Here is a 13,553-nt window from a genome sequence, read left to right as displayed (position 1 = left end):
CTCTCCTGTTAATCCTGAGTTTGGAGCGAGTTTTTTTCCGCAGCTTTATTCGCTCAGGCGGAAATCTGGCGCAGTGCGGCTTCAGCCGACTGCGGAACCGGTACAGGCATTGCGTCAACCGTGTCGTCACTATCGACAACGTCGGCTGCTTCCATGCCGTAAAGATCGCGCGATGCCATATCAGTCAGCATCGACGGCGTGCCGCGGAACACGACCTTGCCAGCGGACATGCCGACGAGGCGGTCGCAATAGCTGCGCGCGATATCGAGTGAATGCAGATTGCAGAGAACCGTAATGCCATATTCGCGGTTGATGCGGCGCAAGGCGTCCATGACGCTGCGGGTATTACGCGGATCGAGCGAGGCGATCGGTTCATCGGCGAGGATAATGCGTGGCTGCTGAACCAGTGCTCGGGCAATCGCCACGCGCTGCTGCTGGCCACCGGACAGCTCATCGGCGCGGTGAGCGGCCAGATGGGCGATATCGAACTGCTGCAGGGCGGACAGTGCGATCAGGCGTTCTTCATCGCTCCAGATACGCAAGAGCGACTTTGGGGTCGAAACGTAATTGAGACGCCCCATCAGCACATTGGTCAGAACATCGAGACGATCGACCAGATTGAAATGCTGAAAAATCATAGCGCATTGCGCGCGCCAATCGCGAAGTCCGGAGCCTTTCAGCCCGGTCACATCGCGCCCGTCCCAATGAATGGTCCCTTCCGACGGTTCGACGAGGCGGTTGATCATACGCAACAGCGTCGATTTACCCGCGCCCGAACGTCCGATAATTCCCACAAACGTGCCGGGCTCGATCTCGAGGTCAACCCCCGAAACCGCCACCTTGTCATTATAGCGGCGCGTTACGTTTTTCAGTTGAAGCATGAATTCATCTCCATTCATGCTCACTCTGAATTGCTTCCATGACATTGCAATGAAAGCATCGTGACGTTTGTGTAAATTTACACGCTACTATAGGTTTATTAGTTAAGCCTTTGTTTTAGCGTACATTTCTGTCAGATGACGAATAAATGCCTCTGTGGATTCACCAACATCGCCGGAATTGTCTATTATGACAACATCGCCAGCCCCGTCATTGAAGCTCACTTCGCGCGAAAGCCGCAAGGCGATCTCGTCTTTGCTTTCGCGGCCACGGCTTGCCAGCCGCTCGGCGAGGACTTCCGCGCGTGCCGTAATGACCACCACCGAACGCGACGAATAAAGCCTGCGCATGTCGTCCAGAACGCGGCGCGAGACATTGGCTATCACCACAGTTCCGCCATCGATCAGCGTATCAAGCGACTTCGGAAGACCGTAGTTCAAACCATGGGCGCGCCAATGAAGCGCAAAGGCGCCCTCACCCGCGGCTTTCGCAAAAGCCGCTTCATCCAGACTGTCGTGGTCTTCGGTTCCCGGCATTTGCGGGCGCGTGACGATGCGGCGTACAAAATGAAAGCGCGCATCGCCTGCGAGGGCCATGCGCGCGCCATCCATGATCGTGTCCTTGCCGGCCCCGCTGGGGCCGACGACAGCAACGAAACAGCCTTTCGGCCGGATATTTTCCATACGCATCAGAGCACCCGCTCGCCTTCCCGCCAGACGGTGCGCACCACCGGTATCGCACTTCTGGTGCGTGCTCGTACCAGATCGGCGCGCTTGCCGACAGCAATTTCGCCACGATCATCCATGCGCATTGCATCGGCGGGGTTCTTGCTGACAAGGCGGATGGCTTCAGGAAGCCCAATCGGGCGCTCGCCGGAAGCAAGGCCGAAAGCCGACTGGATGAGGCTGAACGGAATATAGTCCGACGACAGAATATCGAGACTGCCATTATCCACCAGATCGCGGGCGGCGATATTGCCCGAATGCGAGCCGCCACGCACGATATTCGGCGCGCCCATCAAGATGGACAAGCCTGCGCCCTTGGAGGCAGAAGCCGCTTCCAGTGTGGTCGGGAACTCCGCAATACGGACGCCGTGATCAAGCGATTCCCCCACATGAGCGCTGGTGGCGTCGTCATGGCTTGCCAAAACAATACCGCGTGCGCCCGACATATCGGCAATCGCCCGGCGATGCTTGGCCGAATAGGCGTCGGAGTCTGCCATGCGCTGTTCGCAATGCAAACGAAACTCTTCGTCGTTGAGTTTCAGCTTGCGCATGTAATAGGTGCGATAGGTTTCGATCTCCGCGAACTGACGCTGCCCCGGCGCATGATCCATCAGCGAAGCCAGCCTCACCCGATCATCGTTTTCAAAAAGCGCAAAGCCTTCAAGGCAGTCGGCTGCGGAAACCTCGCAGCGCAGATGCAGGAAATGGTCCGCGCGCAGACGGTTTTCGCGCACGCCGCTTTCAATTGCATCGGCCAGCAGACGCATATCCTTGCCGACGAAGTCGCGATCATAATCGGAACCGACCCGCATCGCATCGAAGACAGTTGTGATGCCCGATGCGGCAACCTGCGCGTCGTGGGCCTGAACGGCGGCATCCACGTTCCAACGCACCTTGGGACGCGGTGCATAATGCGATTCCAACTGGTCGGTATGGAGTTCAATCAGGCCGGGAATGACGTAATCACCATCCATATCCTCGCCGCCATTTACATTGCCCTGATCGATGGCGGCGATCTTGCCGTCGCGTATCAGGATGGAGCCGGAAACGACCTCGTCGGCGAGCACGATGCGCGCATTTTTGAGAACGATTTCATTCGCCATGAGAAAGCTCTTTCATGACCGCCTCGGTATTGGCGGCAGTTTCATATTTCGAGAGAAAAGTTTCGATATCGAGCGCGCGGAAATCATCGAGCGCGTCGCGCAGGCGTTCATGGCTCCAGTCCCACCAGCCCAGCCGGTCGAGACGATTGCCGGTCGCGGCGTCAAAGCGCTCGCGGATGAAACGCGCCGGGACACCGCCCACAATCGTGTAAGGCGCAACATCTTTGCTGACGACCGCACCGGCACCGATCACTGCGCCATTGCCCACGGTGACGCCCGGCAGGATGGTCGATCCGTGACCGAGCCATGTGTCATGGCCGATCTTAACCGCATTGCCGCGACGCCAGTCGAAAAACTCGGTTTCATTCTCCGCATCCGGCCAGTAATCGCCAGCGCGATAGGTGAAGTGATGCAAAGTTGGACGCCAGGTCGGATGATTGGTGGCATTGATGCGCACATGGCTTGCAATGTTGGAGAATTTACCGATCTCCGCGCACCAGATTTCGCAATCGATGCCGAGATAGGAGTAGTCATCCAGCACAGTTTCCGACAGACGGCTGCGCGCGCCGACTTCCGTGTAACGGCCAAGCTTGCTGCCGGTGACATCTGCCGTTTCGTGAACCAGAGGTTCAACCGAGAGCTTGGTCATGCCGCCGCCCTCGGCGAAAAGGCGGTAACGTCGATGATGCGGTCGGCCACTTCCTCGCGTACATCCTCGTCGTGGAAAATGCCGAGCATCGCAACGCCTTCTTCCTTTTTGGTCTTGATCAGATCCACCACGACCGCGCGGTTCTTCGCATCAAGCGAAGCTGTCGGTTCGTCCAGCAGCAACACCGGATGATCGGTGATGAAACCGCGAGCGATGTTGACGCGCTGCTGCTCGCCGCCGGAAAAGGTTGCAGGCGGCAGCGCCCAGAGGCGTTCCGGCAGGTTGAGCTTGGCCAGCAATTCCCGCGCGCGGTCCAGCGCCATGTCGTGGTCGGCACCACGAGCGATCAGAGGTTCGGCCACGACATCGATAGCCGCCACTCGGGGCAGTGTGCGCAAAAACTGACTAACGTAGCCAATCGTGTCACGGCGAACGCCAAGCACTTCGCGGGGATCAGCCGTGGCCAGATCGACAGCGCGATCCGCATGGCGGATCAGAATGGAGCCCCCATTCACAGCATAATTGCCGTAGACCATCTTCAGGATCGAGCTTTTGCCGGCACCCGATGGGCCGCCCAGCACGGCGCATTCACCGGCATTGAGTTCAAAATTCACGCCCTGCACGACCGGCAGTTCAATGCCGCCCTGCAAATGCATGGTGAAGGTCTTGATAACGCCGGATACCACCAGGGGCGGCGTGGATTGGGAAGCGGATGTTTGCAACAGAGACATTTCTCACCTCACGCATGAAGTTCCGTCAGTTTGGAAAAAACACGCGATAAATATCTGTTTTAATTGATCTATACCTGTAAGATCGATGATACGAGCAACTGCGTATAAGGCGCTTGCGGGTCATCCAGCACGCGATCCGTCAAACCTTGCTCGACGATATGACCGTCTTTCATGACCATGATCCGGTGCGACAGAAGCCGCGCTACGGCGAGATCATGCGTGACTATGATGACCGAAAGCCCCAGATCGTTGACGAGCCCGCGCAACAGATCGAGCAGGCGCGCCTGCACCGAAACGTCGAGACCACCGGTCGGCTCGTCCATGAACACCAGTCGCGGCGCGGTGACGAGATTGCGGGCAATCTGCAAACGCTGGCGCATACCGCCGGAAAAAGCGCGCGGCTGATCATCGATACGGTCGGCAGCAATTTCCACACGGCCAAGCCATTGCGTGGCGGTGGAGCGGATATTGCCATAATGGCGCTCACCCACCGCCATCAGGCGCTCGCCGACATTGGCGCCAGCCGAAACCGTCATGCGCAGTCCGTCAGCCGGGTTTTGATGCACAAAACCCCAGTCAGTGCGCATCAGAAAACGGCGCTCGGCCTCGCCGATCTTGTAGAGATCGCGGAATGCGCCATCGCGCATCCGATATTCAACGGTGCCAGACGTCGGTTCCAGCCGGGTTGCAAGGCTGTTGAGCAGCGTCGTCTTGCCCGAGCCGGATTCCCCGACGATGGCCAGAACTTCGCCGGGCCAAAGATTGAAGGAGATATCCTCGCAGCCACGGCGGCTGCCGTAGAACTTCGACAGGTTGTTTACTCTCAGCAGAGGTTCGTCGTTCATTCTGCGGCCTCCTTATTGGCAGCCAGATGACCAAAATGGCCCTTTGCCTGACGGTCTTCGCAATAATCGGTATCCGAGCACACGAACATCGAGCTGCCGCGATCATCGAGCACAACTTCATCCAGATAGACGCCCTTCGCGCCACACAGCGCACAAGGTTCCTTGAACTTCTGCACTTCAAACGGATGATCCTCGAAATCGAGGCTTACGACCTGCGTGTATGGCGGAACTGCGTAGATGCGTTTTTCGCGGCCTGCGCCGAACAGCTGCAAGGCGGGCGACATATGCATTTTCGGATTGTCGAATTTCGGCGTCGGCGATGGTGCCATCACGTAGCGACCTTCGATCATCACGGGATAATCATAGGTCTTGGCGATCTGGCCGTGACGCGCAATGTCCTCGTAGAGCTTCACGTGCATGAGGCCATATTCGGCGAGCGCATGCATCTTGCGCGTTTCCGTCTCGCGGGGTTCCAGAAAGCGCAGCGGTTCCGGGATCGGCACCTGATAGACGATCACCTGCCCTTCGGTCAGCGGATATTCCGGAATGCGGTGGCGCGTCTGGATGATCGTCGCCTCGCCGGTGCTGGTGGTCACGGCCACATTGGCGGTCTTCTGGAAGAACGCGCGGATCGAAACGGCATTGGTCGTGTCGTCCGCACCCTGATCGATAACTTTCAGCACATCGTCCGGCCCAAGAATGGCAGCCGTCACCTGCACGCCACCCGTGCCCCAGCCATAGGGCATCGGCATTTCGCGGCTCGCAAAAGGTACCTGATAGCCGGGCACCGCTATGGCCTTCAATATGGCGCGGCGGATCATGCGCTTGGTCTGCTCGTCCAGATAGGCGAAATTGTAATTGGCCAGATCGCTCATTCTGCGGCCTCCTTCACTGGAGATTCTGCTTGATTTTGCGTCTTCTCATATTCAGCACGCATGCTGCGGATGAGTTCGAGCTCAGCCTGGAAATCGACGTAATGCGGCAGTTTCAGATGCTCGACGAAGCCGGTTGACTGCACATTGTCGGAGTGAGAAATGACGAATTCCTCATCCTGGGCGGGCGCGGTCACGTCGGTATCGAATTCACGAACCCGCAAGGCGCGGTCGCAGAGCGACATAGACATGGCCTTGCGTTCGCTCTGGCCAAACACCAGACCATAGCCACGCGTGAATTGCGGCGGCTGCTTTGCGGAGCCCTTGAACTGGTTCACCATTTGGCACTCGGTCAATTGCACCCGGCCAAGCGAGACGGCAAAGCCCAACTCCGGCACGTCGAACTCGACCTCCACTTCGCCGATGCGAATTTCGCCGACGAAGGGGTGGGTGTTGCCGTAGCCGCGCTGGGTCGAATAACCGAGCGCGAGAAGAAAACCTTCATCACCGCGCGCCAGCGCCTGCAAGCGCAGATCGCGTTCCATCGGGAATGTCCATGGCTCGCGTGTCAGATCGCCGGGCTCATGACCTTCCGGCAGGGAGCCATCGTCCTCGATCATGCCGTTCGCGCCGAGAATATCGGTGACGCGGGGCGTCTCTTCCTTCTCGGTTTCGCGTGCTTCCGGCTCTGGCACAGCAACGTCTCCCGCCAGATCCGGATCGAGAAGACGGTGGGTGTAGTCGAAGGTCGGGCCGAGCAACTGGCCACCCGGAAGATCCTTATAGGTCGCGGAAATGCGGCGCTCGATCAGCATCTGCCCGGTTTCCATTGGACGGGAATAGCCAAAGCGCGGCAATGTGGTGCGATAAGCACGCACGAGGAAAATGGCCTCGATCAGATCGCCACGCGACTGACGCACGGCGAGCGCGGCCAGCTCGCGATCATAGAGCGAACCTTCCGCCATCACGCGGTCAACGGCCAGCGCAAGCTGCTCGACAATCTGATCCAGACGCAGTGCAGGCACTGCACGATCACCCCGGCGGCGATCATCGAGAAGTCGGTGGGCGTTACGAATGGCTGTTTCGCCACCCTTTACGGCAACATACATGTTCAGCCCTCCAGTTTGATTATGCGTGTGGTGCGCGGAAATGCGATGACCGCGCCGTCGCAGACCAGAACCAGATCGACGCCAAGCGGATATTGCGCGCCGTTGTCTCGCCATTGCGAAACGAAGTCCTGCGGAAGACCGTCGATGTGAATTTCCCGCTCACCGTTAATGCCCGGCCCCTTCAGAACAAGGCCCTGCCCGCTCTCAAACGACTTGACCGCCAGAACCACCGTTGTCGAACGGTCCGGAAACTCCGGCTGCCCTTGCGAGAATTCAGCCAAGGGCGGCAACAGCGAAGCATCGGTAACCAATGCGAATTGCGCAGAAGCGGAAGATTCAACCTGCGGCGCGCCGGTTTGAAATGTCAGCCAGGCTGTAGCGTCTGCATCGGCTGCAATGGCGCGGTCGCACCAGACGGTGGCATCATGGTCGAGCAAGGTGGCGGCTATGACGCCCAGTTCCGGCGTCAATGGCTGGGGCGGCGTGGCACCCCGGGTCAGAGCGTAGACGCGGCCCGGATTGGCCATCGCATGCATGACGGCATGAAATGCCGATTGGGCATCCGTGACCGGATTTGCCAAACCACCTTCGAAGGCCGGAGACGAATGGGGTGAAGAATGCAGCATCAATTGTCTCCCCGAACCATGGTGAAGAAATCAACTTTGGTGGCAGCAGCTTCGCTGCGCAGTTTTGTGTCGGCCTGTTCCAGCCGGTTGCGCAAGACGTCGAGGACCTGACGCTCCACCGCTTCACGGCGCGCTTCGTCGGTCCAGAGCGCATCAAACAAAGCGGCCAGTCGTGCCTTTTCCTGATCGCGACCGAGAGCATAGGAATGCCCGACGGAACCATCGGTCAGACGCACAGTCGCGCGCGTCACCGTCGCCTCGCCGACATTGAAAGGCGCACCGCCGCCGCCGATACGGCCGCGCAGCATTACCAGTCCTGTTTCCGGACCACGGAGAATTTCGAAATCAGGCTTGTCCGACCAATTCTGCCAGAAAGCTTTCAGCTCTTCGCCGCTTGCCTGCGCAAGCGTTGCCATGCTGGCCTGTCGTGCAGCCTGCACCGCGTCAAGCGCCTTGCTGTTGCCGGACTTGTCGTTACTGGCCGAGGCGTGCATCCCACCGGCGGCAGTGCCATTGCCTGCCTTGGGCTCTGTCGTTTGCATGAGCTTTTCCGCCCTGTTCAATTCCATTGACTTGCTTTGCACATTTGTCTATTTATCTAGACAACCATACAATAACAAAATTATTACTCCCTGCCAATGACAGGACGATGACAGTTGATGACAAAGACCAGACGAATTGAAAGAAATAGCGGCGTGGCGATTTGGCGGCAGATTGCCGATGAGATACGCGGCGACATCATGGCCGGGAAACTTCAGTCCGGCGCACGCATGCCTGCCGAAATGGAACTTGCGGATCGCTTCGGCGTCAACCGCCATACGGTGCGCAGCGCCATTGCCGCGCTGACGCAAGAAGGCGTACTTCGTGCCGAACAGGGTCGCGGCACATTCGTCGCCAATGCAAAGCGTTTGACCTACCAGATCGGGCCACGCACCCGCATTTCACAGTCACTGGGCACGCAGGCGAGCGAAGTCAAAGGCATATTGCTCAGCAGCGGCACCGAAATCGCGACCGCCGACATTGCCGACGCCCTGGGCATCGCCGCCGGAAGCGAAGTCACGCGGCTTGAGACGGCGCATAGTGCCGATGGACGCCCTGTATCGCGCGCAACGCATTGGGTGGATGCGGCGCGCTTTCCCGATTTTGTTGCTGACTATGCTGAAAATGGGTCTATTACCTGGGCGCTCAGGAAAGCTGGTATCGAAGATTATTTCCGCAAATCGACAACCATATCTGCCCAGCACGCCGATTCAGATGATCTGAAACATCTGAAGCTCTCGCCCGGTGCGATCGTGCTGATGGCACGCGCCATCAATGTCGATACGAACGGTCAGCCCCTTCAATATTCTCTGACGCGGTTTTCTGCGGATCGCATGGAGTTTTCGATCGATACATATTGAGCCGATAAATTCATGAATTTCTTTATTAATCAGTTAGATAATATGAATTCATAAAGTTCCGATTTACTGATCCTCAGACCAAAATGAAACGGGCGCCTAAAGCGCCCGTTAGATTCATCAAAATGGAATTTCGTCGTCGAGATCGCGGGAGAAACCACCGCCGCCGCCCGAAGAAGATGGGCCGGACGAACCGAAATCGCCACCACCGCCGGAATAATCCGACATCTGGTTACGTCCACCACCGCTGCCGCGATCAAAAGAACGGCCCTGATCGCCGCCTTCACCACGGCTATCAAGCATCTGAAGCTCACCACGGAACTTCTGTAGCACAACTTCCGTCGAATAACGGTCGTTGCCGTTCTGATCCTGCCACTTGCGGGTCTGGAGCGCGCCTTCGATATAAACCTTGGCACCCTTCTTCAGATATTGCTCTGCGACCTTGGCAAGGTTTTCGTTGAAAATAACAACGCTATGCCATTCGGTGCGGTCCTTGCGCTCGCCGGACTGGCGATCACGCCAGCTTTCCGAGGTCGCAATACGCAGATTGGCAACCACATCGCCTGAATTCAGACGACGAATTTCCGGATCGGCACCGAGATTGCCGACCAGAATGACCTTGTTGACGCTACCAGCCATCGAAAACCTACTCCGGGTCTCATGCGCGCCTCGCCGGATCTGAAATCCTCACAAGAGCGCTTTCCTAAAGAAGGATCAGGCGCATGAATTGCGCCATCACCTGAAACTCAATTATCCACCTTACAGGACTGGCGCGCATCACGCTCAATTTCCCAGGCGGCGAATGGTCAATGTCCACAGAGTTTATGTTCTTGTTTTGTTCAAAATGCAAGTGCTTGTCGCATCAAATCGACAAAACATCCCTCATTTCTAACGAGGTCCAGTGACTAACGAGGAGAATGCCTGACCCGCCGCATAGCGACAGCCGAAGATACAACAAAGCGCGTCACAGTCAGACAATGAAAAGCCCCGCCGCTCACTGTTTCTTTGGCGCGCGGGGCTTGGGGTTTGAGCAAAGCTCATATGTCGGCATTAATTCGTCGACAAAATCTTTCGGAACTCGAAGGCACGCGGCCAATCGTTTTCCGCGCATATATAGATTTTCGGCAATCGAACTTCTCATCAACGATGTATTATTCCTTGCGAAAGAACGCATCCGCGACAAAGATCGATTGTGCTTTCATCTGTGTGAAAGCTAGGCAGTGTAGTCAGGTGGACTCATGCTCCTTTACCTCCCTACCGGATTTCCCGCCTCCTGCGAACCTCTTGCCGATATCGCGTCATCCCTCCGCAATACCTCTTCGCATCAGCGAGTAGGGGAAGTGTGCTCCTGTCAGGAGTGACAGTCAACGCTCTTGCGTTCACATTTCGTATCGCCTATCAGAAGCTTGGTTGTTCGATATTTGTTCCGGTGCTACAAGAGCGCAAATTAGGATAACCAAGCCCCTTCTTCTTTGGAGGGCTTCGCCCCATATTATGGGATTGGCGCGGCGGTTCATCGCCGGGGCCAATCTATCCATGGCATCACGAAGCAGGCAGGACGCGGAATGAGCGATCAGAAATTCATTTCCATACGTGGCGCGCGCGAGCACAATCTTAAAAATGTCGATCTTGATTTGCCGCGCGACAAGCTGATCGTCATGACAGGCCTTTCCGGCTCGGGCAAGTCGTCGCTTGCCTTCGACACGATTTATGCGGAAGGCCAGCGTCGTTACGTGGAAAGCCTCTCGGCTTATGCGCGCCAGTTTCTGGAAATGATGCAGAAGCCGGATGTGGACCAGATCGATGGTCTGTCGCCCGCCATTTCCATCGAACAGAAGACGACGAGCCGTAATCCGCGCTCGACGGTCGGCACTGTCACCGAAATCTACGACTATATGCGCCTTCTTTTCGCGCGTGTGGGCGTGCCTTATTCGCCTGCAACTGGCCTTCCCATTGAAAGCCAGACCGTCAGCCAGATGGTTGATCGTGTGATCGCTCTGGAAGAAGGCACGCGTCTTTACATTCTGGCGCCGATCGTACGCGGGCGTAAGGGCGAATATAAGAAGGAACTGGCAGAGCTTCAGAAGAAGGGCTTCCAGCGCGTCAAGGTGGACGGCACTTTCTACGAGATTGCCGATGTTCCGGCGCTCGATAAGAAATATAAGCACGATATCGATGTGGTGGTAGACCGCGTCGTCGTGCGCCCTGACCTCACCTCGCGCCTTGCCGACAGTCTCGAAACTTGCCTCAAGCTCGCCGACGGTCTGGCCGTCGCTGAATTCGCCGACAAGCCGCTTCCGCCCGAAGAAACGGCGGAAGGCGGCGCAGCCAATAAGTCGGCCAACGAGACCCACGAGCGCATTCTGTTCTCAGAAAAATTCGCCTGTCCGGTTTCCGGTTTCACGATCCCGGAAATCGAGCCGCGCCTGTTCTCGTTCAACAATCCCTTTGGCGCCTGCCCGACCTGTGACGGTCTCGGCACGCAGCAAGCCATTGACCCGAACCTGATTGTTCCCGATGAAAGCGCGGCGCTGAAAGATGGTGCGATTGCACCGTGGGCGCGGTCGTCGTCACCTTATTACAATCAGACGCTGGAAGCGCTGGGCAAGGCCTATGGCTTCAAGATCGGCACCCGTTGGTCTGATCTTTCCAAGGAAGCGCAACGCGCCATTCTTCATGGCACGGACGGCAAAGAAATCACCTTTCAGTATGACGACGGCCTGCGGTCCTATCAGACCACAAAGCCCTTCGAAGGCGTGATTCCGAACCTGGAGCGCCGGTGGAAGGAAACTGATTCTGCATGGTCGCGTGAAGAGATTGAACGCTTCATGTCTTCGACGCCCTGCCCGGCTTGCAATGGCTATCGTCTGAAGCCGGAAGCGTTGGCCGTGAAAATCGGCATGAAGCATATCGGCGAAATCACCGAAATGTCGATCCGCAAGGCAGATGCCTGGTTCCGCGACGTCGATGGCAGCTTTAATGAAAAGCAGCGGGAAATTGCAGCGCGCATCCTCAAGGAAATCCGTGAACGCCTGCAGTTCCTCAATGATGTCGGCCTCGATTATCTGACACTGGAGCGTAATTCCGGCACGCTTTCCGGGGGTGAAAGCCAGCGTATTCGCCTCGCCTCCCAGATCGGCTCTGGCCTGACTGGCGTTCTCTACGTGCTGGACGAGCCGTCCATCGGCCTGCATCAGCGCGACAATGCCCGCCTGCTGGACACGCTTCGTCATCTGCGCGATCTCGGCAATACGGTCATCGTGGTGGAGCATGATGAAGACGCGATCCTGACCGCCGATTATGTGGTCGATATTGGTCCCGCGGCTGGCGTCCATGGCGGCAAGGTGATTGCACAGGGCACGCCGAAGGACGTCATGTCCAATACCAATTCGCTGACCGGCAAATATCTCTCGGGCGTTATGGAAGTCGCTGTTCCGGCGGAACGCCGCAAGATTTCCAAGACCAAGCGTATCCGCGTCGTCGGTGCGCGCGGCAACAATCTGAAAAATGTCTCGGCAGATATTCCGCTCGGTACTTTCACCGCTGTAACGGGCGTTTCGGGTGGCGGCAAGTCCACCTTCCTGATCGAAACGCTGTTCAAGGCCGCTTCGCGCCGCATCATGGGCTCACGCGAGCATCCGGCAGAGCATGACCGCATTGAAGGGCTGGAGTTCCTCGACAAGGTCATCGATATCGACCAGTCGCCGATTGGACGCACGCCGCGTTCCAACCCGGCGACCTATACCGGCGCCTTCACGCCGATCCGCGACTGGTTCGCGGGGCTGCCGGAAGCCAAGGCACGCGGATATCAGCCGGGTCGTTTTTCCTTCAACGTGAAGGGCGGACGCTGCGAGGCCTGTCAGGGCGACGGTGTCATTAAGATCGAGATGCACTTCCTGCCGGATGTGTACGTGACTTGTGACGTCTGCCACGGCAAGCGTTACAATCGCGAAACGCTGGAAGTGCTGTTCAAGGGCAAGTCCATCGCCGATGTGCTGGATATGACTGTCGAGGAAGGCGCGGAGTTCTTCTCCGCTGTTCCTGCCGTACGCGACAAGCTGGAAACGCTGGTCAAGGTTGGCCTCGGCTATATCAAGGTCGGGCAGCAGGCGACAACGCTCTCGGGCGGTGAAGCGCAGCGTGTGAAACTCGCCAAGGAACTATCGCGTCGCGCAACCGGACGCACGCTTTATATTCTCGATGAGCCCACCACCGGTCTGCATTTCCACGACGTAGCAAAGCTGCTGGAAGTGCTGCATGAACTGGTCGAACAGGGCAATACGGTCGTGGTGATCGAGCACAATCTCGAAGTCATCAAGACTGCCGACTGGGTGATCGACCTCGGTCCAGAAGGTGGTGATGGCGGCGGTGAAATCGTTGCTGTGGGCCGTCCGGAAGACATCGTTAAGGAAAAGCGCTCCTATACCGGCCATTTCCTCAAGGAACTGCTGGAGCGGCGCCCTAAGCGAAACTCGGAAGCTGCGGAGTAAGCGCAGTTCGACAATTTGGAAAAAAGCCGGGCCTTGTGCCCGGCTTTTTTGCACGATGAACGGAAAATCCGTGACGGCGCAGTATCTGAAACGAAAAAAGCCCGGACAAGCCGGGCCTTCTCGACAG

The 13,553-nt window shown here is 57.5% G+C and carries 13 protein-coding genes and 1 pseudogene; 3 read left to right on the top strand and 11 right to left on the bottom strand.

Going from position 1 to position 13,553, the window contains the following annotated elements; genetic code table 11:
• Nucleotides 1–53: 53 nt before the first annotated feature.
• From phnC to phnG, 10 genes are all read right to left on the bottom strand, one after another.
• Complete coding sequence (phnC, locus tag FIC94_RS11470; protein WP_140024963.1) at nucleotides 54–881, bottom strand: phosphonate ABC transporter ATP-binding protein; 828 nt, start codon at nucleotides 879–881, stop codon at nucleotides 54–56.
• 102 nt (nucleotides 882–983) lie between these two features.
• Nucleotides 984–1,562 carry a phosphonate metabolism protein/1,5-bisphosphokinase (PRPP-forming) PhnN gene (gene phnN / locus FIC94_RS11465; RefSeq protein WP_140025075.1) on the bottom strand — a complete coding sequence of 193 codons (579 nt, stop codon included), beginning with the start codon at nucleotides 1,560–1,562 and terminating at the stop codon, nucleotides 984–986.
• A gap of 5 nt (nucleotides 1,563–1,567) precedes the next feature.
• Nucleotides 1,568–2,707: an alpha-D-ribose 1-methylphosphonate 5-triphosphate diphosphatase gene (locus FIC94_RS11460; protein WP_109368969.1), complete on the bottom strand. Its 1,140-nt coding sequence runs from the start codon at nucleotides 2,705–2,707 to the stop codon at nucleotides 1,568–1,570.
• The gene (locus FIC94_RS11455) at nucleotides 2,697–3,356 is read right to left on the bottom strand and encodes a DapH/DapD/GlmU-related protein (protein ID WP_140024962.1); all 660 of its coding nucleotides are present in this window, start codon (nucleotides 3,354–3,356) and stop codon (nucleotides 2,697–2,699) included. Before FIC94_RS11455 ends, FIC94_RS11460 begins: the two co-directional genes overlap by 11 nt.
• Nucleotides 3,353–4,087 (bottom strand): phosphonate C-P lyase system protein PhnL, encoded by a 735-nt coding sequence (gene phnL, locus FIC94_RS11450; RefSeq protein ID WP_140024961.1) that lies wholly within the window; start codon nucleotides 4,085–4,087, stop codon nucleotides 3,353–3,355. The genes FIC94_RS11455 and phnL overlap by 4 nt, the downstream gene beginning before the upstream one ends.
• A gap of 68 nt (nucleotides 4,088–4,155) precedes the next feature.
• Nucleotides 4,156–4,932 (bottom strand): phosphonate C-P lyase system protein PhnK, encoded by a 777-nt coding sequence (phnK, locus tag FIC94_RS11445; protein ID WP_140024960.1) that lies wholly within the window; start codon nucleotides 4,930–4,932, stop codon nucleotides 4,156–4,158.
• Complete coding sequence (locus FIC94_RS11440) at nucleotides 4,929–5,807, bottom strand: alpha-D-ribose 1-methylphosphonate 5-phosphate C-P-lyase PhnJ (RefSeq protein WP_140024959.1); 879 nt, start codon at nucleotides 5,805–5,807, stop codon at nucleotides 4,929–4,931. Before FIC94_RS11440 ends, phnK begins: the two co-directional genes overlap by 4 nt.
• On the bottom strand, nucleotides 5,804–6,913 hold the full coding sequence (locus tag FIC94_RS11435) for a carbon-phosphorus lyase complex subunit (RefSeq protein WP_121536163.1): 1,110 nt from the start codon (nucleotides 6,911–6,913) through the stop codon (nucleotides 5,804–5,806). Before FIC94_RS11435 ends, FIC94_RS11440 begins: the two co-directional genes overlap by 4 nt.
• A gap of 2 nt (nucleotides 6,914–6,915) precedes the next feature.
• A complete protein-coding gene (gene phnH, locus FIC94_RS11430) occupies nucleotides 6,916–7,539 on the bottom strand; it encodes a phosphonate C-P lyase system protein PhnH (RefSeq protein ID WP_140024958.1) in 624 nt (207 codons plus the stop codon).
• Entirely contained in the window at nucleotides 7,539–8,033 is a 495-nt protein-coding gene (phnG, locus tag FIC94_RS11425) for a phosphonate C-P lyase system protein PhnG (RefSeq protein ID WP_109370225.1), read from the bottom strand. The genes phnH and phnG overlap by 1 nt, the downstream gene beginning before the upstream one ends.
• A gap of 162 nt (nucleotides 8,034–8,195) precedes the next feature.
• Here phnG and phnF point away from each other — a divergent pair, with 162 nt between their 5' ends.
• Entirely contained in the window at nucleotides 8,196–8,939 is a 744-nt protein-coding gene (phnF, locus tag FIC94_RS11420) for a phosphonate metabolism transcriptional regulator PhnF (RefSeq protein WP_180917967.1), read from the top strand.
• A 117-nt stretch (nucleotides 8,940–9,056) separates the two neighbouring features.
• On the opposite strand, the gene ssb is transcribed toward phnF, so the two are convergent.
• Nucleotides 9,057–9,575 carry a single-stranded DNA-binding protein gene (gene ssb / locus FIC94_RS11415; protein ID WP_121536157.1) on the bottom strand — a complete coding sequence of 173 codons (519 nt, stop codon included), beginning with the start codon at nucleotides 9,573–9,575 and terminating at the stop codon, nucleotides 9,057–9,059.
• 591 nt (nucleotides 9,576–10,166) lie between these two features.
• Between ssb and FIC94_RS11410 the strand changes: the two are divergent.
• Together FIC94_RS11410 and uvrA are read left to right on the top strand one after the other, a co-directional pair.
• Nucleotides 10,167–10,392: pseudogene (locus FIC94_RS11410) on the top strand (hypothetical protein).
• 109 nt (nucleotides 10,393–10,501) lie between these two features.
• Nucleotides 10,502–13,426: an excinuclease ABC subunit UvrA gene (gene uvrA / locus FIC94_RS11405; RefSeq protein WP_140024956.1), complete on the top strand. Its 2,925-nt coding sequence runs from the start codon at nucleotides 10,502–10,504 to the stop codon at nucleotides 13,424–13,426.
• Nucleotides 13,427–13,553 lie beyond the last annotated feature (127 nt).

Source organism: Ochrobactrum teleogrylli, assembly GCF_006376685.1.
Taxonomy (GTDB): Bacteria; Pseudomonadota; Alphaproteobacteria; order Rhizobiales; family Rhizobiaceae; genus Brucella; species Brucella teleogrylli.
The sequence above is the reverse complement of the archived record's forward strand: the minus strand, read 5'-3'. Positions and strand labels throughout refer to the sequence as shown.

What these genes read in the sequence shown, in the direction of transcription:
- FIC94_RS11435 (WP_121536163.1), bottom strand. Translation starts at nt 6,913, where the DNA reads ATGTATGTTGCCGTAAAGGGTGGCGAAACAGCCATTCGTAACGCCCAC.
- FIC94_RS11455 (WP_140024962.1), bottom strand. Translation starts at nt 3,356, where the DNA reads ATGACCAAGCTCTCGGTTGAACCTCTGGTTCACGAAACGGCAGATGTC.
- uvrA (WP_140024956.1), top strand. Translation starts at nt 10,502, where the DNA reads ATGAGCGATCAGAAATTCATTTCCATACGTGGCGCGCGCGAGCACAAT.
- phnK (WP_140024960.1), bottom strand. Translation starts at nt 4,932, where the DNA reads ATGAACGACGAACCTCTGCTGAGAGTAAACAACCTGTCGAAGTTCTAC.
- ssb (WP_121536157.1), bottom strand. Translation starts at nt 9,575, where the DNA reads ATGGCTGGTAGCGTCAACAAGGTCATTCTGGTCGGCAATCTCGGTGCC.
- FIC94_RS11460 (WP_109368969.1), bottom strand. Translation starts at nt 2,707, where the DNA reads ATGGCGAATGAAATCGTTCTCAAAAATGCGCGCATCGTGCTCGCCGAC.
- phnG (WP_109370225.1), bottom strand. Translation starts at nt 8,033, where the DNA reads ATGCACGCCTCGGCCAGTAACGACAAGTCCGGCAACAGCAAGGCGCTT.
- FIC94_RS11440 (WP_140024959.1), bottom strand. Translation starts at nt 5,807, where the DNA reads ATGAGCGATCTGGCCAATTACAATTTCGCCTATCTGGACGAGCAGACC.
- phnN (WP_140025075.1), bottom strand. Translation starts at nt 1,562, where the DNA reads ATGGAAAATATCCGGCCGAAAGGCTGTTTCGTTGCTGTCGTCGGCCCC.
- phnL (WP_140024961.1), bottom strand. Translation starts at nt 4,087, where the DNA reads ATGTCTCTGTTGCAAACATCCGCTTCCCAATCCACGCCGCCCCTGGTG.
- phnC (WP_140024963.1), bottom strand. Translation starts at nt 881, where the DNA reads ATGCTTCAACTGAAAAACGTAACGCGCCGCTATAATGACAAGGTGGCG.
- phnH (WP_140024958.1), bottom strand. Translation starts at nt 7,539, where the DNA reads ATGCTGCATTCTTCACCCCATTCGTCTCCGGCCTTCGAAGGTGGTTTG.